The 18,883-nt window shown below is 46.1% G+C and carries 19 protein-coding genes; 8 read left to right on the forward strand and 11 right to left on the reverse strand.

What is annotated here, in order from left to right:
* The first annotated feature begins 130 nt into the window (after positions 1–130).
* Together QUB11_RS13460 and QUB11_RS13465 are read left to right on the forward strand one after the other, a co-directional pair.
* A complete protein-coding gene (locus tag QUB11_RS13460) occupies positions 131–727 on the forward strand; it encodes a phycobiliprotein lyase (protein WP_333204503.1) in 597 nt (198 codons plus the stop codon).
* A 265-nt stretch (positions 728–992) separates the two neighbouring features.
* Complete coding sequence (locus tag QUB11_RS13465; RefSeq protein ID WP_333204501.1) at positions 993–1,751, forward strand: phycobilisome rod-core linker polypeptide; 759 nt, start codon at positions 993–995, stop codon at positions 1,749–1,751.
* 494 nt (positions 1,752–2,245) lie between these two features.
* On the opposite strand, the gene QUB11_RS13470 is transcribed toward QUB11_RS13465, so the two are convergent.
* The 5 genes from QUB11_RS13470 to QUB11_RS13490 form a co-directional block, all read right to left on the reverse strand.
* The gene (locus tag QUB11_RS13470) at positions 2,246–2,680 is read right to left on the reverse strand and encodes a hypothetical protein (RefSeq protein WP_333204500.1); all 435 of its coding nucleotides are present in this window, start codon (positions 2,678–2,680) and stop codon (positions 2,246–2,248) included.
* Between the two features lie 30 nt (positions 2,681–2,710).
* Positions 2,711–3,676: an RluA family pseudouridine synthase gene (locus tag QUB11_RS13475; protein ID WP_333204498.1), complete on the reverse strand. Its 966-nt coding sequence runs from the start codon at positions 3,674–3,676 to the stop codon at positions 2,711–2,713.
* A 178-nt stretch (positions 3,677–3,854) separates the two neighbouring features.
* Complete coding sequence (locus QUB11_RS13480; protein ID WP_333204496.1) at positions 3,855–5,303, reverse strand: RecQ family ATP-dependent DNA helicase; 1,449 nt, start codon at positions 5,301–5,303, stop codon at positions 3,855–3,857.
* 37 nt (positions 5,304–5,340) lie between these two features.
* Positions 5,341–5,706 (reverse strand): DUF4087 domain-containing protein, encoded by a 366-nt coding sequence (locus QUB11_RS13485; protein ID WP_333204494.1) that lies wholly within the window; start codon positions 5,704–5,706, stop codon positions 5,341–5,343.
* A 175-nt stretch (positions 5,707–5,881) separates the two neighbouring features.
* A complete protein-coding gene (locus QUB11_RS13490; RefSeq protein WP_333204492.1) occupies positions 5,882–6,265 on the reverse strand; it encodes a hypothetical protein in 384 nt (127 codons plus the stop codon).
* Between the two features lie 31 nt (positions 6,266–6,296).
* Between QUB11_RS13490 and QUB11_RS13495 the strand changes: the two genes are divergently transcribed.
* Together QUB11_RS13495 and QUB11_RS13500 are read left to right on the forward strand one after the other, a co-directional pair.
* The gene (locus tag QUB11_RS13495) at positions 6,297–6,485 is read left to right on the forward strand and encodes a hypothetical protein (protein ID WP_333052221.1); all 189 of its coding nucleotides are present in this window, start codon (positions 6,297–6,299) and stop codon (positions 6,483–6,485) included.
* Between the two features lie 203 nt (positions 6,486–6,688).
* On the forward strand, positions 6,689–7,309 hold the full coding sequence (locus tag QUB11_RS13500) for a M23 family metallopeptidase (RefSeq protein ID WP_333204490.1): 621 nt from the start codon (positions 6,689–6,691) through the stop codon (positions 7,307–7,309).
* A 183-nt stretch (positions 7,310–7,492) separates the two neighbouring features.
* Here QUB11_RS13500 and ftsH read toward each other — a convergent pair whose 3' ends face one another.
* Positions 7,493–9,427, reverse strand: a complete 1,935-nt coding sequence (ftsH, locus tag QUB11_RS13505; RefSeq protein WP_333204488.1) for an ATP-dependent zinc metalloprotease FtsH — start codon at positions 9,425–9,427, stop codon at positions 7,493–7,495.
* 459 nt (positions 9,428–9,886) lie between these two features.
* Between ftsH and QUB11_RS13510 the strand changes: the two genes are divergently transcribed.
* The gene (locus tag QUB11_RS13510; RefSeq protein WP_333204546.1) at positions 9,887–10,432 is read left to right on the forward strand and encodes an NADPH-dependent FMN reductase; all 546 of its coding nucleotides are present in this window, start codon (positions 9,887–9,889) and stop codon (positions 10,430–10,432) included.
* Between the two features lie 179 nt (positions 10,433–10,611).
* Here QUB11_RS13510 and QUB11_RS13515 read toward each other — a convergent pair whose 3' ends face one another.
* Positions 10,612–10,842: a hypothetical protein gene (locus QUB11_RS13515; RefSeq protein WP_006635545.1), complete on the reverse strand. Its 231-nt coding sequence runs from the start codon at positions 10,840–10,842 to the stop codon at positions 10,612–10,614.
* 132 nt (positions 10,843–10,974) lie between these two features.
* Between QUB11_RS13515 and psb32 the strand changes: the two genes are divergently transcribed.
* The gene (gene psb32 / locus QUB11_RS13520) at positions 10,975–11,697 is read left to right on the forward strand and encodes a photosystem II repair protein Psb32 (RefSeq protein WP_333204486.1); all 723 of its coding nucleotides are present in this window, start codon (positions 10,975–10,977) and stop codon (positions 11,695–11,697) included.
* 59 nt (positions 11,698–11,756) lie between these two features.
* Here the strand turns inward: psb32 and QUB11_RS13525 are convergent, their stop codons facing one another.
* Positions 11,757–12,140 (reverse strand): DUF4346 domain-containing protein, encoded by a 384-nt coding sequence (locus QUB11_RS13525; protein ID WP_333152424.1) that lies wholly within the window; start codon positions 12,138–12,140, stop codon positions 11,757–11,759.
* A gap of 459 nt (positions 12,141–12,599) precedes the next feature.
* On the opposite strand from QUB11_RS13525, the gene QUB11_RS13530 reads away from it, so the two are divergent.
* Positions 12,600–13,652 carry a DNA (cytosine-5-)-methyltransferase gene (locus QUB11_RS13530; protein ID WP_333204484.1) on the forward strand — a complete coding sequence of 351 codons (1,053 nt, stop codon included), beginning with the start codon at positions 12,600–12,602 and terminating at the stop codon, positions 13,650–13,652.
* Between the two features lie 549 nt (positions 13,653–14,201).
* On the opposite strand, the gene QUB11_RS13535 is transcribed toward QUB11_RS13530, so the two are convergent.
* The 3 genes from QUB11_RS13535 to QUB11_RS13545 form a co-directional block, all read right to left on the reverse strand.
* Entirely contained in the window at positions 14,202–14,612 is a 411-nt protein-coding gene (locus tag QUB11_RS13535; RefSeq protein WP_333204482.1) for a hypothetical protein, read from the reverse strand.
* 267 nt (positions 14,613–14,879) lie between these two features.
* On the reverse strand, positions 14,880–16,688 hold the full coding sequence (locus tag QUB11_RS13540; protein WP_333204480.1) for an aspartate kinase: 1,809 nt from the start codon (positions 16,686–16,688) through the stop codon (positions 14,880–14,882).
* A 293-nt stretch (positions 16,689–16,981) separates the two neighbouring features.
* A complete protein-coding gene (locus QUB11_RS13545; RefSeq protein ID WP_333204478.1) occupies positions 16,982–17,746 on the reverse strand; it encodes a Uma2 family endonuclease in 765 nt (254 codons plus the stop codon).
* Positions 17,747–17,857: 111 nt separating this feature from the next.
* Here QUB11_RS13545 and QUB11_RS13550 point away from each other — a divergent pair, with 111 nt between their 5' ends.
* Positions 17,858–18,517, forward strand: a complete 660-nt coding sequence (locus QUB11_RS13550; RefSeq protein WP_333204476.1) for an HAD family hydrolase — start codon at positions 17,858–17,860, stop codon at positions 18,515–18,517.
* The last annotated feature ends 366 nt before the right edge of the window (positions 18,518–18,883 follow it).

An 18,883-nucleotide genomic window follows, 5' to 3' on the forward strand; every position in this document is an offset into this window, starting at 1 on the left:
TCGCTTGACAATATGTCCAAAGTAGACATTTTGAGACTAATTTGTGTAGCAAAAGTACATCTAAGTGGGGGGAGCCTTATCATAAAAAGGCGTAAAGACAGGGAAGCCTAAGCCAAAGGAGATAGTTTGTATGGATGCAATGGAGTTTTTTCAAAGCAGTGCTGGGGAGTGGCGATCGCAGCGCAGCACTCACCACCTCGCTTTCCGCCAAGCGGAGATTGGGGATTCAAATATTCAGGTAACAGCCCTAGCTGCGGATGATGCGAGAGTCGCAGAGATTTGCAAGATGCACGAAGTCGATCCGAGTCGGGCTGCTGGGGGGGCTTTTGTAACCTGGCACGGCTCGATGGCGTGGGATAAGGATGATGAGAATCATAAAGGGTCTACGGTGTTCGCGATCGTCCCCGATCCTGAAAATCCCCGACAGGGCTTGATGTTGCGGGAACGGGGCTATGCGGAAATTGTGCCGGTGGCTGGCCGTTTTGAGATGGATGACGAGGATGGGCTGCTGCTGATTACCGAATACGAGACGATGAGTTCGATCGAGCGTTTCTGGTTTGCTAATCCGAACGTGCGGATGCGGACGAGTACCGTAAAGCGCTTTGGCGGTTTCAGCACTTCGACTTTTTGTACGGAAATTCGGGTCGAACCAGACTCGGATGCAACATCAGAACCCGCAGCAGCTCAAGTGGCCGGCAGCGAGTTTTATTCGGCTCTGGGTTGGTAATTTGGCTGTTGGATGTTGACTGTTGACTGTTGACTGCCCACTGCCCACTGCCCACTGCCCACTGCCCACTGCCCACTGCCCACTGACAACAGTCAACTGACAACTGACAACAGTCAACAAATGTTACAGATTGTTGCAAAAATTCAGGAAAATCAGATTTAGATTGCGGGAATCCCCTAATCTGTATGTTGGTTAGTTGTATCCGTTTTGCTGGCAGCTCACGGTGTCAACTATTTCTGAAATTTGAGATAACGGAGATTTTAACGTGGCGCTTCCTTTATTAAGCTACGCCCCCAAGAGCCAAAACCAGCGCGTTGCTGGTTTTGAAGTGGGGAGCGACGAGCAGCCGAGAATTTTCACAACTGAAAATGTGCTCTCGTCTGGAGACATGGAAAATTTGATTTGGGCTGGATATCGCCAGATTTACAGCGAACACCAAATCCTCAAGAGCAACCGCCAAAAGTCTTTGGAGTCGCAACTCAAGTTCGGCCAAATTACTGTGCGGGACTTTATTCGCGGTTTGGCGACTTCTTCTCCTTTCTTGGAGCGGAATTATCAAACTAACAGCAATTACCGGTTTGTGGAAATGTGCGTGCAGCGCGTTTTGGGCCGGGATGTGTACAGCGAGCGCGAAAAGATTGCTTGGTCGATCGTGGTAGCAAATAAGGGGCCTCAAGGCTTTATTGACGAGTTGGTCAATAGCGAAGAGTACCTCGATAAGTTCGGCTACGATACCGTACCTTACCAGCAGCGCCGAATTTTGCCTCAGCGAGTTGGAGGAGATACTCCTTTCAACTTGAAAACGCCCCGCTACGGTGAGTACCACCGTTCGCAGCTTGGCTTCCCGCAAATCATCTGGCAAACAAGTGTCCGCCGTTTTGTTCCTCAAGAACAGCAGGCGAAGGCTGGCGATCCGTCCAACTATTTGGGTATGGCGCGCAATATGCCCATTCCTACTACTCCGCCGCAGCGCGTGGCTCTGGCTAATATCAATATCGAGACGATGGTTCCCCGTCGCCGGTAATTGATGCTGCCCTGATGCAATTATTTGTGTCGGGCGATCGACTGAATCGATCGGCTTTTAGGCTGAGAGAGTTTTGAGTCTTGAGTTTTGAGGTTTGAGTTTTTTGATAAACTTGGAATCCAAAACTCGGGACTCATAATTTTTGGGGAAAAAAGGAAGTTCGGCAACGAGCAATCTACAGGATTTAACCATAAATATTAGACTTGAATTGAAGCTATTCTTTGCTCTCCTATCTTTAAATGTATCTGCGTTCATCTGCGTGCATCTGCTTTCATCGGATCGCGAATTAAATAACTTACAATTTTAATTGTTATTGTGGGATGGGCGTGCCGCCCGTCCAAAAAGAACGGGCGGGACGCCCATCCCACAATCTTGTGGAAGTTATTTAATTCTCATTCCATCTGCGGTTTCCCTATTACATCAAAAATTTAGGCAAGAAGTTTAATCAAGAAAAAAGGCAGGGGAAAAAATGTTTATAGTAAGGACTTTAGTCATTAAAAAGGTAAAGGATCTGGTTCTGACGGTAACAGACTTACACCAGTATAAGCTGATTGGAGTCGATCAAAAATGTATTCAAAAGCTTCTTCAAAGTGTCTGGGTTCATCAATGAGAATCTTGAATTCGTGACCCCAAGGATAAACGGTGACAATGAAATTGTCAATAACTTTGTTAACACTCAAAGATATTTCGACTGTTTCGCGATCGCCCTTTTGGGGATTTTCGGGATTTTCGCAAACATCGATCGCACCATCAAAATACAGAATGCCATTGTCATCAAACTTCTGATTTTGGTTTTGAATCGGGCATTCCAAATAATCGCTCATTTGCTTGATAAAAATGTCACTAAAATCCTGACAAGCTTCGCAGGATTCGCGGTATGCTTGCCGGGATGCGGCGTAAGCTTTACAAAGTTCCTCAAATTTAGACATAGAAATTACCAGTGTTAACTGCCCAACATATCAAATATTAGCTCGCAGACGCAATATTTTTAACAAGGTGTTGAATTGATCTGGTAAAGGTGCGATCGCCTCTATTGATTCTCCTGTTACGGGATGCTGCAATGTCAGCCGCCATGCGTGGAGGGCTTGTCCGGTTAAATTGACGCCGATAGAACGGTTGGAACTGTACATCGGGTCGCCCACAATCGGATGTTTTATCTCGGCTGTATGCACGCGAATTTGATGGGTGCGGCCTGTTTCTAATTGATAGTGCATTAAGCAATAGTTGCCAATTCTTTCTTTGATTTTCCAGTGAGTAACTGCGGGGCGACCGCCTTTTTCTACTGGTACTACCGCCATTTTTTTGCGGTCTGTGGGATGCCGTCCGATGGGTAGGTCTATTGTGCCTGTTTCGGTGTTGGGAGCACCGTAAACTATGCCTAAATATTCGCGGCGGGCGGTTTTGGTTTTGAGTTGGGCTTGCAGGTGTTGGTGGGCAATGTCGGTTTTGGCGATCGCGATCGCACCTGTTGTATCTTTGTCTAATCTGTGTACGATTCCCGGCCGCTGAACTCCGCCTATTTCTGCTAGGGGACAGTGGGCTAACAAAGCGTTGACTAATGTACCGTCTGCGTGTCCAGCGGCTGGGTGGACGACTAATCCGGCTGGTTTGTTGATGATAATTAGGCTGTCGTCTTCGTAGAGGATGTCGAGGGGAATTGCTTCAGGCTGCAACTTTGTGGGCTGGGTTTCGGGTAAAGTGAGGTGGATGCGATCGCCAGTTTTTACTGATATTTTTTTCGATGTGCAGGTTTCGTCGTTGACTTTGACGTTACCTTGTGATATGAGGCTTTGGATTCGCGATCGGGATAAGTCCGGTATCTGGTTTGACAGCCAAATATCTAATCGCTGATTGACATTACTGCGATCGAATTCCTCTGTATTTTCTACTGTGTAAATCTGTGCCGCAGTGTCTGTTTCTATCATTTACTTTCTTTGGTAATCGGTAATCGCTAATTTAAAATCGATCGATTTGTATGCAGTACATATCTTGTAGGGGCGGGTTTCACCCATAATAATTGCCTAAAACCAATAATCTCGTAAACCCGCCCCCACGAACACGGTAAATCGAAATCTACATCTTTCAAGATACAAGAGACTGGTTTCACCGACAATTATCGCAGTGGCCGCACTGCATAGATTTCGCCTCATTTGCAAACCCAAAAGCTTGCAGCAAAAATTGCCACCTGCACTCGCGATCTTTCAAATATTTTACCATTTCCTCAGCGGCTGTAAAGTTGGATTTTTCCGCTTTTTGCTGGGGAGATTTATTGATCGCATAATTAAAAGGATCTTGCCATGTTAATTGTCCGCTGCTGTGCAAGATTGAAAGGGCGATCGCACTTTCGGGAAATTCGCGGGAAACAGCTTCTATATCGCCTTTAACTGGCAGTTTTTTTGCTAATTGCTGAGCTTCTCGGTATTGCGATCGCAATTTATCTTGAAAAAATTGCCCTCTTTGTTTATCTTCAGGATAAAGCAAACCCGTCGGTTCGCTAATCAATGTCAGGGCGATCGCTGGTTTGCCGTCGCGTCCGCCTCTACCAATTTCCTGAATGTATTCCGATAATAGCAAAGGTGCTTGATAATGAACAACCCACCGGACATCGGGCTTGTTAATTCCCATCCCGAATGCTGAGGTACAAGTCACGAATTTAAGCTCATTTTTCAGCCAAGCGTTTTCGATTTTTCGCCGTGATTCTGGACTTAAACCTGCATGATATGCTGCTGTTTTATAACCTGCTTCTTTCAACAAATCTGCCAAGTTCTCGCTATCTTTTCTAGTGCAGACATAGACTAAACCTGCTTGTTTTGGTCGAGCTTTAATAAAATTCAATAACTGCTGTTTTCGCCCTCTCGGCGTCCAGACTGTCTGCACTTGCAGGTGCAGATTAGAACGGTAGGGACTTAGCAAAAATGCTTCGGGTTTTTGCAGTTGCAAGACATTTTTGATTGTCTGCTGTGCTTCCGGGTTGGCTGTAGCGGTGAAAGCTGCGATCGCAATTTTACTGTTTGCTGGTTTAGCTTTCAACAAAGCCGGCCGCACTGTTCCTAAACGGCGGTAAGCTGGTCTAAAAGTATCACCCCACTGCACTAAACAGTGAGCTTCATCTAATATTAAACCGTTGATTTGGATGTGTGGCTGACTGATAATTTCCCAAACAGGTTTGCTGAGTAATGTTTCGGGAGATAGGTACAGTAATCTTAATTTGTTTTGTTGCAGCGACTGCATAGTTTGTCGGCGCTGCGCTGTTGGCAATTGACTGTGGAGGAGGGAAGCGGGAAGATTGCGATCGCGCAATTCTTGTACTTGGTTTTCCATCAGTGCAACTAACGGCGAAACTACCAAAGTTAAGCCTGTTTGTAACAAAGCTGGCAGTTGAAAGCAGATGGATTTTCCGCCACCTGTCGGCATAATTATAATTGTATCTTTTCCGGCTAATAAACTACCGACGATTTCTCCTTGGGGTGGGCGAAAGTCGTCGTATCCCCAATTTTTTTTAAATGTGGCGCGGGCTTGATTTAATGATGTTGGTTCTGGTTGAAAGTTCATTTGACTGAGTTAAAAAACTTGTAGGGTTTCGCCATAACTAACGAATTTTTGGCAAATTCGGATCTTTTCGACAAGTCGAGAGTGGTAATTGTTCACCACCTTGTATCGTGGTAATTTTCATTCGATTTCTATCTGTCACCACATTTAAACAAGCACAGCCATATCCATAATTAACATTAGTTTTGACATATTCATCGTCGTTAAAAGGAGGAATATTGTTCATTCCTCCGGCTTGATATCCCCCTTGCGCCGAGATAGTCCACTGAGCATCTTTGTCTTTGAGATACCAATTAGCAGGCGTGGGATTTATTAACCATCCGCACCTGGTTTCAGCCGCTTTCGCAGGAATAACAACGATCGAAAAAGATGAGATAATTGCAGGTGTCAACCACTTTAGTTTCATAGCTTTACATCCTCATTTTTGAGCGACAATCATACAGGAATTACGCGCTTCGAGAAAAGAAACAGAAACCTGGTTTTTTAGCGAATCTGCGGGTGACAACGAAATATTGTCGCAAAAACCAGGTGTCTAACTACCTGCGTGTAAGTTTTGTCCAAAATCCCAAATCCAAAATCCCCTAAGACTCCTCGCCGTCTCGGCGGCCGAGCTCGTACACGCCGCCACCAATACAGGCGATCGTACCCATAGATACCGCCCAACCAGTACCCAGAGACAATTCGACGCCCCAATTGCACAATCCGCCCACAATCAAAAAGGGCAGAATGCTCAACAGCGAAGCGTAAAAGGCATTTTGAGCTTCTCTGGCTTGGCGGGTTCTTTCAAACTCGGCTTCTGAGGTGTAGAGGGATCTCTCGGCAAAATTCATCCAGCGGTTGAGTTGCAGGATTACCCATTCTGTGAGGGGCGACAGGCCCCAGTATAGGGCCAAAGACCACAAGGACGAACCGGCGATCGCAGTTGCGTCTATGGCAAAACTAAAGGGAAAAATTTCAGTAAGCATTGCTTGATGTGTTATGAATTTGAGATTTTGGATGACATCCAAAATCCCGGAACTAACTAACTATAGTGTCAAGCAAAAGCTCGATCGAATTCAACCGCAGCACGAATTAGTCTGCCAACTTTTTTTTATCTCCCCTGGGCATTTACCCGGAAGCCTTGACACGGGTTTTGGATGGAGTAAGATACACGTTGTTGATAAACTGATTCGCGATCGCGGGTAGAGCTCAAAGCCAATCTTGCAGCGAATTGGCATAACTTACATTTTGCACCCTTCTCCGAAACGGGCTTTCCGGCCCGTTCCACAAAGGATGATTTTTTTTGTGGGCTGGGCCGGAAAGCCCGCCCCTGAAAGCTTTATTGACAAGGGTGCAAGATGTGAGGCTAACAGACAACGCAAACTCCCACACACATTTAACTTTGAGCCGTGAAAAAAATCCTGCAAGACTCTAGAGGCCCGCTGACGGCAAAACGCTTTTTTCGTTTCAGACAGATGCTGCTGCTGGCACTTTCGATCGGCATTGTGTTGATTAGCCCTTATTTGCAGCTGCAGGTGGTCAAAGCTCAGTCAGGCTTACCAAGCAGAGTAGCGACGGGTAATTTGTGGCAAGAAGCTTCTTTTCCAGTCGAAAACTTTGAAACATACACTTCCCCCTTCGGCCCCCGTGGCGGGGATTTTCATTACGGTTTGGACTTGGCCGCCCCGGAAGGCAGCTATATCCGCAATTGGTGGGGCGGGCAAATTGTGGAAGTTTGGGAAGATGGCCGATGCGGCACTGGTATGGTGGTGCGATCGGGAAATTGGGAACACATCTACTGTCACCTCAGAGGCCGAGTGCTAACGGCTAATGGAGGGCGTTATTATACCGATCGCGAAGGTACTTTGCAAATTTGGCAAGGTCAAACAGTGCCTGCGGGTGCGAGAATTGCCAGAGTTGGGATGACCGGCCGCACGAGTGGGCCTCACTTGCACTGGGGATTGAAGTACGGCGGCCGCTGGGTTGACCCGGCTTTGGTACTCCGGGAAATGTACGCGCAACAATCTTAATTTGTCATTAGTCATTAGTTAGTAGTCATTAGTCATTAGTCATTAGTCATTAGTTAGTAGTCATTTTTCTTGGTTTGTAGTAAGGACTAAAGTCCTTATTTTGTCGGTAATGAGGACTTTAGTCCTCACTACAAACTTGAATAACTAATGACTAATGACCAATGACTAATGACTAATGACTCTTTAGGTTGGTGCCAACTCTTTTTTGGTCAACTCGGTGTACCGCTCGACAATTTGGCGGAATTCGTCGCCGTCGATCGTTTCTTCATCCAACAGCGCTTCGACAAGTTTGTCTACCAAAGCGCGGTTTTCGCGGATTATTCGGCGAGCTTCTTCGTAGCACTCAAAGGCAATTTCCCGGACTTGGCGATCGATCTTGATTGCCATTTCTTCGGAATACTCCGATGGCGAATTCCAGTTCTGCCCCAAAAACACCTCATTGTTGGGACTTTCAAAAGCCACAGGCCCCAAATCCGACATTCCGTAAAGCGTTACCATCTTCCTAGCGAGATTGCTGACTTGTTTGATATCGCTGCTGGCACCCATAGTTACTTCAGCATCGCCGTAAATTTCAGCCTCTGCCGCCCGTCCCCCCAAAGCTACTGTAATCTGGCTTAACAGCCAAGCCCGACTCATCAAACCTTCGCTGTCGAGCATTTCCTCGTCGAGAACCAAGGTAACAAAGCCTCCGATGCCGCCGGAACGCGGAATAATCGTTACTTTTTCAAGTGGATCGGCGTTTTTGAGCATGGTCGCGACTAGGGCGTGTCCGATTTCGTGGTATGCTATCATCCACTTTTTCTTGCTGTCCAGCAGCGGGTTAAGGGTAAGCCCGATCGTGATCCGGTCGATCGCGTCGTGAACTTCTAAGTTACTAATCGTGTCTTTGCGACGCCTCGCTGTGAGAATAGCAGCTTCGTTGAGCAAGTTTGCCAAGTCAGCGCCGGAAAAGCCAGGAGTGCGACGGGCGATCGTGTCTAGGGCAACTTCTGGGTCGAGTTTTTTGTTGCGCGCGTGAACTTGCAAAATCCCCAAACGCCCTTTGTAACTGGGTAAATCTACCGTTACTTGTCGATCGAACCTGCCTGGCCGCAGCAGGGCGGTATCGAGTACGTCGGGCCGGTTAGTAGCTGCAATCACAATCACGCCACTGTTACCCTCAAAGCCGTCCATTTCTGTCAGCAACTGGTTGAGAGTTTGTTCGCGTTCGTCGTTGCCGCCGCCGATACCAGCGCCGCGCTGCCTTCCTACGGCGTCTATTTCGTCGATGAAGACGATGCAGGGCGCATTTTCTTTAGCTTTGCGGAACAAGTCGCGGACGCGGGAGGCGCCAACTCCGACAAACATTTCGACAAATTCGGAACCGGAGATGCTGAAGAAGGGGACGGCTGCTTCGCCTGCGATGGCTTTTGCCAGCATTGTTTTGCCGGTTCCGGGAGGCCCGATTAACAGAACTCCTCTGGGAATTTTTGCGCCGATGGCGTTGAAGCGTTCGGGTTTTTTGAGGAAGGTTACGACTTCTTGCAGCTCTTCTTTAGCTTCTTCGATGCCTGCTACGTCGTCGAACATCACGCCGGTTTTGGCTTCCATTTGGAAACGGGCTCTGGATTTGCCGAAGTTCATGGCATTTCCTTGAGATTGGGTCGATCGGCGTAGGATTGCCATCAGCACTGCCAACACTGCAAAAATCACTAGCAAGTTTACTACTAAACTGACTGCGGCGGCGTTGTCGGCTGTTTGTTTGACTTCAAAGTCAATCTTTTTGGCGCGGATTTGCGAGTACAGTTCTCGGTTGTTGTAGTCGAACAGACTAACTGATTGGGTTTGATCGCTTTTTTGATTTTTTAGCCTAACCTTGGCAGTTTTTTGAGTTTCGTCTACTTCGATTTTACTGACTTGCCCTTTTTCTATGTTGTCGATCAGTTGGCTGTAACTCATGGTGTTTGGCGCGCTGTCGGCAAACACCGGGGTCGAGAGCAATATTCCTTGAGAAATCACCAAACTGCCCAGGATGCGCCAAAGATTCCGTCCTGGAATTGATTTTTTAGGATTCTGGCTCGACTTGTCTTTGTTTACAGCTAGATGCCCCAGCCATGCGTGTTTCCAAGAATTTTTCATATTGCTTTGCCCAAGGTTGAAGAGTGCCAAGATTGACCGCTTGTGGTTTGCTACGTTCATTTATTTTAACAAGATGGCGGGTGTTGGATGGGTTTATCTCTCGTGGGCATCTTCAGAGACCCCTCAAGAGGGGGGGTTTTGAATCCACGGCTTCCTCAATAAACCGGGTTTTTTACCTAATCTGCAGGCTATAACCAAGGATTTTGCTCAAAAAACCCGGTTTCTGGGCCCCCTCCACTGAACTTACCCACGGCTCCTCAAGAAACCGGGTTTTTTACCTAATCTGCGGGCTATAACCAAGGATTTTGCTCAAAAAACCCGGTTTCTGGGCCCCCTCCGTAAATCTAAAATCTCAAATCGAAAATCTCAAATCGATTGACAGTTGCCGATCGAACTTGCTATCTTAATCATAGTCGTAATGAGTACGTTTTACTCAAGCAGTTATTGTTTTTAAGTTTTATGGTAAAAATTGTTGGCATTGGTGGAAGTTTGCGGGCTGGCTCCTACAGCCAGTTAGCGTTGAAGGTGGCAGCAGAGCGGGCGCAGGCTTTGGGCGCGGAAGTTGAAATATTCGATTTGCGATCGCTCAATCTGCCATTCTGCAATGGTGAGAATGATTATATCGATTACCCCGATGTGGAAAAGCTGCAGAATGCGGTTAAGCAAGCCGACGGCTTGATTTTGGCAACGCCGGAGTATCACGGTAGCGTCAGCGGTGCTCTCAAGAATGCCCTGGATTTGATGAGTTTTGAGCATTTGGACGGGAAAGTTGCAGGTGGGATTAGCGTTTTGGGAGGGCAAGTTAACAGCAACGCACTCAACGATTTGCGCGTGATTTTGAGATGGGTGCACGCTTGGGTAATTCCCGAACAAATTGCGATCGGGCAAGCTTGGAAAGCTTTTAGTCCTGATGGTAAATTGTTGGATGAAAAACTGTCTGAAAGGTTCGACGAATTTGCTCGAAGTTTGGTAGAAAATACGCGGAAATTGCGAGGAATTTCGTAATTGTATCTCAGGAAAAACGCACTCCGGGACGCAACTGGCATAGTCTTTGGGTGCGTCAGTTCCAATAATTTCTCGATTTGAAGAGGCTTTCTCTCTAGCAGAGCACCCTACAAGCTGCAATGTAACTGTTAACAGTCAACAGTCAACAGTCAACAGTCAACAGTCAACAGTCAACTGAGTTAAAATGGCATATCGATCATGTCTCCGAAAGGATGGGGTACGTCGATCGGCATTCTGCCGGGTTTTGACTCATATTTGTCTATCCACTTTTTGGCCAATTCCAAAGCTTCCTCCTCAGTCTTGGCATTTTGGACAGCGACGTGGCGGTTGCCGCGGCTATCCCAAACCTCGACGTAGAAGACTTTCTGGGATTGAATAATCCAACCTTTATAAGTGTCTGCTGGTTCCATAGTTAGAATCCTAAAATAATCGGGCGGGGAGTTCCACTGGCTAGCTAATTGTAAATATTGCCCTGCATAAAATGAATTTTACGGGGGTTTCTATAGTATTTTTGGAAAAAAGTCAGTTTTACGGTTAACCTCATGACTAGACTCCTGAAGCAATTATTTAATTGGAGAAAATATCTCCAACCTTTGGCCGCGACGATCGCGATCGTCCTAATCGCATCCCAGATGGCGGTATTGCCGGCATTGGCGACGGGGGTATACGAAATCCCACTGTTGTCGGCGGGCGATCGAACTTGGGTGTTCGACAAAGGCGACGTGCTCAGCCGCAGCAGCGAAAGCAATATCAGCAGCGTGCTCGACAACCTGGAAAACAAAACAGGGAAACAAGTCAGGTTTGTCACCATCCACCGCTTAGACTACGGCGAAACGGCAGCCACTTTCACCGACCAACTGTTTGAACAGTGGTTTCCCGCAAAAGAAGACCAGACTAATCAAATTTTACTCGTTCTCGACACTGTTACCAACAGCGCGGCAATTCGCACCGGCGAAGGGGTTAAGTCCCTGCTAACCGATGAAATTGCCCAGAGTGTAGCTGGGGAAACCGTGCAAGTGCCGCTGCGGGAAGCCAATAAGTACAACGAGGCATTTGCGGCTGCAACTACGCGCATAGCAACTGTTTTGTCGGGCGAACCCGATCCGGGTGCTCCTGAAGTTGTTGACAACATTCAAGTTGAAGGCACGTTTAAAAAAGCTGAAGAAACAGATCAAGGCAATGCCACAGTTGTTGTGGTTGTGCTGTTGGTGTTGGCGACAGTAATTCCGATGGTGACTTATTTCTGGTATCAAGGTTTTTCGTGATCGGGTGCTGATAAATTCGATCTGTTGTGGTTTTGTCCAGAAATTAAGGCAGGACTGCACTAATCTTGAACGTATTCTCGATCGCTCAACAAAGCAATTTCTGCCCGTACAAATTCCCGTCCCAAATAAGCCGCGTGATCTAACAGTGTCACCGGACTGGGGCGGGTTTCTTCTAGAATTTTGACACAAAGTTCTTTGGCGGTTCGGCCGGTAAAAAGTGTGGACTGAGTGCGTTCTACCTTGCCGCGGGCGGGGATGGGTTTACCAGTTTCGGGATCGACGGCGAGGCCTCGATCGTCGATGATGTTGGTGAAATGTTTGGCACAGATTAAGCTAGTTTCGCGATCGAGATAAATGATGAAGTAGCCGCCTGGATCGAGGTCGATGTGGCGTTTGGATAGCTTGTCATCGATTGCGGTGAGGTTTTCCAATGTTTGACTCATGGTTGGTGAAAGGAAGTAAAGAATAGCTATATTTTTTTTGCTATTTCTAGTTTAGTCGGCTGTGGGACAAGTTTGGGACATTGGTTGGTTGAATGCGGGGGGAAGTTTCGGGCGATCGACATTCTACGCGATATCTGTGGGGACAGGGCATTGCCGTGTCCGGCGGTGGCTGCTGCGACTTTTAATGAGTGGTATAAGATTGAGGACTGTCACAAGACTTGTTGAACTTGATAGAATGAACCGCAGAGAACGCAGAAAACGCAGAGTGAAATAAGAGAGAGAAACAAAATATGTTATCACTGAGATATTGCACCATTTGCAATCAGCTTTTCAAGACCGGGTTGTCCTGCCCACCACCAGAAATTCACTCTTTGTGGAACAGGCATCTTGCCTGTTCTTGAGAATAGTGCTCTTCGGTGAGTTATCATTGGGGTGAGTAATTTTGGGATTTAATTATAAATGAAATTTATAGATTTATTTTCAGGAATTGGAGGTTTCAGACAAGGTTTTGAAAAAATGGGTTTTGAATGCGTTTTTTCATGCGAAATTAACAGCAAATGCCGACAAGTTTACACGGAGAACTTCGGTGAGGTTCCTTTTGGAGATATCAGTAAAATTAATCCCGTTGAGTTAGAAGACTTTGATGTTTTAGTCGCCGGGTTTCCGTGCCAACCTTTTAGCATCTGTGGCAAAAAGCTAGGTTTTGAAGATACTAGAGGGACGCTATTTTTTGATATTTGTAAAATTATCAAAATAAAGCAACCTCAAGTAGTTGTTCTCGAAAATGTCAAGCACTTAATCCATCACGACAAGGGAAATACCTTAAAAGTAATTATTGCTAGCCTTAGAGAGTTGGGGTACAGCGTGAATTACAAAATGCTGAATGCTAAAGACTTTGGAATTGCTCAACATCGTGAAAGAATATTTATCATTGCAACTAAAGGTAAAGAATTTAATTTTTCTCGACTTAAAAGCAAGTTTCCTCCGCAACTCAGGGAATTTCTAGACGAGACAGGGGATTTTGAAATATTGGACAAATCAGAGTATACTCTAATTGAGTCTCCGAGAAAGCAAGATTCGGGACTTTTGTTTGTAGGTTACAGAAATAAAGGTACTTGGAAAACTGGCGTGAGGCCCAATACAGAACATTTATCGAGAGTTCACAGACAGCCTAATCGCATTTATTCGGTAGATGGAGTGCATCCGACTATTCCTTCGCAAGAAACCTCTGGCAGGTTTTTTATCTACATTCCTGAGCAAGATATGGTGAGAAAATTGACGCTGAAGGAATGTTACCGTCTTATGGGTTTTCCTGAAGATTTTAAGAGTTATCCGAGTGCGGGGGAAAGTTACAAGCAAATTGGGAATTCGGTTTGTGTACCGGTGGTGGAGGCGATCGCCCAAGAAATATTAAGTCAAAATTTATTGTCAAATGAAACGAAGGAACCACAAAGACACCCAGAATCTCGATTTCTTGAAGAAGTCAAAACTCTAGCTAACACTATTACTTAATCTGACAACTTATTTTACTATCTTGACGAAGATTCCCATACAATTCGAGACTGTCTTGCCAATAAAAGTGCAAGCTCATCAGCCCTTGGACGGTTATCTTCACGATAGGGCAAGCCTATAACACTCCCATGAGATGAAGAGTCACGTACTACCTTTAGACCTAGTTCTCGAATTCCCCCTACATTAAGGCTAGCGACTCCTTCACAGTTTCTCAATGCACTCAAAGATTGCTCTATGGAAAAATTGACAGAAATACCCTGTTCGTTTATATTTTTCCGCAAATAGTGTCCGATTTGACGATCGATCTATCCCGATCTATCCATCCTTTTCGGAGAGCTCGGTAAACAAGTGTACGATCCGGTAATGTTTCAAACTCTGACCAAGAATTTCAAAGGTGGTACCCGCCACGTGATTTATCCGTGGAATCAATCCAAAATCTCAAATCTAAAATCCTCAAGCCCCCGCATTTATCAGTGGGGTCAATTTAAAATCTAAAATCTAAAATCTAAAAGCTAAAATCGATTGATGCACTCGCTGAAGATTGTTCTATCATATTTTGTTAAACCACTGCAACCAGTCAACTAATGTTGATGATGAAACGATATCTTCGACCGCATTTTCATTGTTTGCATGGTGATAAATGTCAACTGGTTGCTCTGCACTGAATGGACAAAATAGGCGAACTGTACGCTCTGGTTCTAAGCTTGTCCAATCTAGTGTAATACTGCCTCTGTCATCTGTACCTGTTGAGGCTTTTGGAAAACTGTTTCCCATGCTATCGTAGGCTTCTACAACTAACTTCATAGCTGTCCTGAAAGCATATTCAGTCGGTCTCAAAATTCCGTACTCATCCTCTTCTTCTAAATCTAAAAGCTCGATCAGACGTTCGACAGTGATTCGGAAATTCAATAAACCGCTATTGCTACTGCTATCAGTAATCTGTTCTTTCGCTACCGTCATAAGATTCAATCCCTTTTAGGCGATCGCCAGTTTCATTTTAACACAGCCTCATCCTGTGAAATTTGCACTCAAAACTCCGATCGTTGACTGTCGATCGATATTTGTATGAACACGGCACTGCCGTGTCCAAATCCGAATATATTTGTAGGGATACAGCACTGCTGTGTCCGCGATATTTGCAAGGACACGGCAGTGCCGTATCCCTACCGAAAACCGCCATACAAAAACCGATCGGACGCAATCTTAATTCCCGACTGCAAACAATAATTAGGCGGGAACTTGGATTTTTTCGGTGCCGGCAAGTTCAAAGGCTGCGTGAATTGCTTTCAAGGCAGTTACACCTTGTTCCTCATCCACAACGCAGCTAATTTTAATCTCGGAAGTTGCAATCATTTGAATGTTGATTTGCTGGCGGGAAAGCGCTTCAAACATCTTTGCCGCTACTCCCGGATGCGCTACCATCCCGGAACCGACAACGCTAACTTTGGCTATTTGTGTATCGACTGCTACTTCGCCCCATCCAAATTCGGGGGCGGCTTTTTCGAGGACTATTTTAGCAGCTTCGGCGTCAATTTGTGCTACGGTAAATGCAATGTCGCGAGTTAATATGCCGTCGATATTGTGGCAGCGCTGCGACTGAATGATTGTATCTACGCTGATATTTTCCTCGGCTAAAAGTCCGAACAGTTTTGCGGCTACTCCGGGTCGATCGGGCAATTGGCGAATTGCTAGACGTGCTTGATTGAGATCCAACGCAACGGCGCGGACTGCGGGCGGTTTGTGGGATGATGAATGCAGCCCAATAGGGGAGTTGGCGACATCAAATGCTTTGCAGAGTTCGGCAACGGCCCGATCGCAATCTTCAGCATCGATCGCACAACTAACTTTCACCTCGGATGTAGAAATCATTTGAATGTTAATTCCTGCATCCGCTAAAGTCTTAAACATCTGCGCCGCTACCCTCGGACGACCGATCATTCCCGCACCCGCAATGCTAACTTTAGCTATTGGCCGCTCTTCTGCTTTCACTTCCGGTTCTCCCAATTCTGGGCGAGAATTCTTGCCGAGGGTGGGGATAATAGCATCTGCAACCGCAGTAGCTTGTTGGAGAGATTTTCGCGTCACGGTGAAGGCAATATCGTTAGTATTTCCTTCATGAATTGACTGGATAATTAAGTCTACATCGAGGTTTTGTTGGGCGATCGCACCAAACAACCGCGCTGCTACTCCCGGGCGATCGGGCAAACGCAGTAGCGACACCCCCGCCTGATCTAAGTCAAATTCCACCGCATCGACGGCTTTTGCGAGCTCCAAGCCCTCCAAAGGCCGGGGTTGCGGGGGTGGGGATACGACACGGGTACCGGGGGCGTCACTCCAGCTAGAAAGCACTACCAGCGGCACGCCGTAATTCTTGGCAATTTCTACCGCGCGCGGGTGGAGGACTTTTGCGCCCAAACTCGCCAATTCCAGCATTTCGTCGCAAGTGATTTCGTCCATCAATTGCGCGTCGGCAACCAAGCGCGGATCTGTAGTCAGAATTCCGGGCACGTCGGTATAAATTTCGCATCTGTCGGCCCGCAGCGCTGCAGCGAGGGCAACTGCTGTGGTGTCGGAACCGCCACGGCCCAAGGTGGTAATTTCCAATTCTCCGGCATCGGCGATGCCTTGGAAACCCGCAACCACAACGACTTTACCGCTTTTTAACTGGCTTTCAAGCCGATTCGGATCGATTCGCAAAATTCGGGCGCGGGTGTGGGCGGCTTCGGTGACAATGCCGACTTGGGCGCCGGTGAGGGAAATGGCGGGCTGTCCCATTTCCTGCAATGCCATGCTCAAAAGTGCGATCGAGACTTGTTCCCCAGTGGAGAGCAACATATCCATTTCCCGCTTGTTGGGATTTGCGGAAATTTCCTTGGCGAGTTTAACTAAACCGTCGGTGGTTTTGCCCATCGCCGAAAGTACGACAACGAGAGAGTTGCCGAGCTGTGCTGTTTTTACAACTCGTCTGGCTACTTCCAAAATGCGATCGACTGTACCAACCGAGGTGCCGCCATATTTCTGAACAATTAGTGCCATAGGACTTACACAAAAAGTGATGCAATACTTAAGCTAATATACGCAAATTTTTGATAATAACCGATGAATGTTTATATTGTTTCTGAGGAGGCTGCTAGGCGATCGGGTTTTTACAGCACATGATGTTCCTAGGGACAGTGAATACCCGTGTCCCTACCTAAACCTGCGACTGATGGGAATTTAGATTTTTGATTAAAGAATTGAAGAATTGCCAATGACTTATGAAGATCCCAACCCCGATAATCATCAGTCATCCCCAATCTAAAATCTAAAATCTAAAATCTAAAGTCGAATTAGCCTCCTTCTAACTCTCGCAAACGCGCTTCCAAAGCTTGAATTCGCAGCTCTGCTTCTATTCGCCTTTGCCGTTCTCGTTCTGCCACTAATTCTGCTTGTTCTGCCCGTTCCTCGGCCGCCGGCAGCAAATTCCCGGAGGCATCCCACCAGCGCAGCCAAGGCAGTTCTACGCCCTGATAAACCCCTTGCCAAATGCCTAATTCCACTCCTATTTGTGCGATCGCGTAATGTCCGCGCTGATTTTGTGGGACTAACTCGAAGCGATCCTCTACCAAATGATACACTTCAACTTGTGCTTTGGTGACTTCATAAATGCCGTAAAAAGCAGGCCGAATTATCCGCTCGTAAATCCAGAATTTGCCCTGGCGAGGAGTCCTATCTCTTTCTTCACTGCCATCACCAGAAACAAATTCAAGTACAATCAGAGGCGGAATTAATTCCCGCCACATTACATAGGAACGGCGCAGATTTCCGTCAAGAGTTGGCGGCACGTCTGGCACGTAAAACCAATCAGGTGCTTCCGCTCCTCTTTCTGGCGGTTCCGGGGGTTGGGCTACCCGCCAATAAATACCGGAATCTTGACCGATGCAGTATTGCCCGTCGGGATGAACTTGGTCTAAAATCGGTCTAATTGATGTTGTTAACAGGATGCTTTGAGGATGTTCTTGAAAGTTTTTCACAAAAGTACCGTCGGAGTCTGGTAATTGAGTGTGGTCTGGGAAATCTGAGGCTAGAATTTCTGGTTTTTCGGTGACACTCATGTTGACCTCTTGAATGTTGAAAAATTATACTTATAATTGGTGGAGGAGAGATTAATTATGCTATTATATCGTGGAAAACCTCCCATTGCTATATAGAATATTTTAAATAATATGAGTCAGTACAAGTTAATTATTTTTGACTTCGACGGCACTTTGGCAATTACTCACAAAGCTATTGTATTTTGCTTTACCAAAACTTTTGAAATTTTCAATATTACCCCGCCTGCTGCTGATACTATTATAAGTACGATCGGCATCAATTTACCAAATAGTTTTAAAATCCTCCATCCGGCGATCGCGGAAAGCGCAATTCCTGAATGGGTTGAAACTTACCGCTCTTATTATCGGACGGAAGGTGAAAAGCAGGTAGAGTTATTTACCGGGACAAAGCAAGTGCTGCAGTTGGCGCGTCAGTCGGGATTGAGCCTGGGAGTTTTCAGCAATAAACACGTTAGTTTTGTGGATTTGTTACTGCAAAAACTGAAAATTCACAGTTTGTTTGATTTAATTTTAGGTGACAACGGAGAAATAATTATGAAACCAAACCCGGCAGTTTTTCACTCGATTATTAAACCGCTGTTCCCGGAGTTGGATAACAGTCAAATTTTAATGGTTGGCGATACAGCGATTGATTTGCTGTTTGCTAAAAATGCTGGGATAGATGTTTGTTGGGCGGCTTACGGATATGGCGATCGCGCTCAGTGTCTCGCCCTCGAACCGACTTTCGCGATCGACGATATTTCAGAACTGGCTGTGTTCGTTCAAAATTAATTTTTCCTGGTTTTTTATGAGAATAGTTTGAATCATTTAACTATAAAGTATTTAATTATTTTTTTTACGAGAGCCGGATGATGTATTTTTTATTTAAGTTAAAAAATAAATGACCGAACTTGTAAGCCGCCCAAACTCTGCCAAGTAAACTATACCAGAGATAGAGTTATGGTGGGAACAACTATTATAAATTAACAACTAGGATTCCTTTGAAGGTAGAAGGCACAAGGCAGAAGGCAGAAGGAAAAAAAACGAGGGAAGCCAGATTTTCTTTAGGTATAATTTACCGCCCAAATTCTGCATGATAGCCTTTTAACTTCAACCTTCAGAAAACAGACAATTTTGTTAAACTCTAGGGTGTGCTGG

This window comes from Microcoleus sp. B6-A1 (assembly GCF_036705085.1).
Lineage (GTDB): Bacteria > Cyanobacteriota > Cyanobacteriia > Cyanobacteriales > Microcoleaceae > Microcoleus.

Bases quoted from the DNA above. Each gene is read 5' to 3' on its own strand.
- QUB11_RS13460 (WP_333204503.1), top strand. From the start codon at position 131: ATGGATGCAATGGAGTTTTTTCAAAGCAGTGCTGGGGAGTGGCGATCG.
- QUB11_RS13470 (WP_333204500.1), bottom strand. From the start codon at position 2,680: ATGTCTAAATTTGAGGAACTTTGTAAAGCTTACGCCGCATCCCGGCAA.
- QUB11_RS13475 (WP_333204498.1), bottom strand. From the start codon at position 3,676: ATGATAGAAACAGACACTGCGGCACAGATTTACACAGTAGAAAATACA.
- QUB11_RS13480 (WP_333204496.1), bottom strand. From the start codon at position 5,303: ATGAACTTTCAACCAGAACCAACATCATTAAATCAAGCCCGCGCCACA.
- QUB11_RS13485 (WP_333204494.1), bottom strand. From the start codon at position 5,706: ATGAAACTAAAGTGGTTGACACCTGCAATTATCTCATCTTTTTCGATC.
- QUB11_RS13490 (WP_333204492.1), bottom strand. From the start codon at position 6,265: ATGCTTACTGAAATTTTTCCCTTTAGTTTTGCCATAGACGCAACTGCG.
- QUB11_RS13495 (WP_333052221.1), top strand. From the start codon at position 6,297: ATGACATCCAAAATCCCGGAACTAACTAACTATAGTGTCAAGCAAAAG.
- ftsH (WP_333204488.1), bottom strand. From the start codon at position 9,427: ATGAAAAATTCTTGGAAACACGCATGGCTGGGGCATCTAGCTGTAAAC.
- QUB11_RS13510 (WP_333204546.1), top strand. From the start codon at position 9,887: ATGGTAAAAATTGTTGGCATTGGTGGAAGTTTGCGGGCTGGCTCCTAC.
- QUB11_RS13515 (WP_006635545.1), bottom strand. From the start codon at position 10,842: ATGGAACCAGCAGACACTTATAAAGGTTGGATTATTCAATCCCAGAAA.
- psb32 (WP_333204486.1), top strand. From the start codon at position 10,975: ATGACTAGACTCCTGAAGCAATTATTTAATTGGAGAAAATATCTCCAA.
- QUB11_RS13525 (WP_333152424.1), bottom strand. From the start codon at position 12,140: ATGAGTCAAACATTGGAAAACCTCACCGCAATCGATGACAAGCTATCC.
- QUB11_RS13530 (WP_333204484.1), top strand. From the start codon at position 12,600: ATGAAATTTATAGATTTATTTTCAGGAATTGGAGGTTTCAGACAAGGT.
- QUB11_RS13535 (WP_333204482.1), bottom strand. From the start codon at position 14,612: ATGACGGTAGCGAAAGAACAGATTACTGATAGCAGTAGCAATAGCGGT.
- QUB11_RS13540 (WP_333204480.1), bottom strand. From the start codon at position 16,688: ATGGCACTAATTGTTCAGAAATATGGCGGCACCTCGGTTGGTACAGTC.
- QUB11_RS13545 (WP_333204478.1), bottom strand. From the start codon at position 17,746: ATGAGTGTCACCGAAAAACCAGAAATTCTAGCCTCAGATTTCCCAGAC.
- QUB11_RS13550 (WP_333204476.1), top strand. From the start codon at position 17,858: ATGAGTCAGTACAAGTTAATTATTTTTGACTTCGACGGCACTTTGGCA.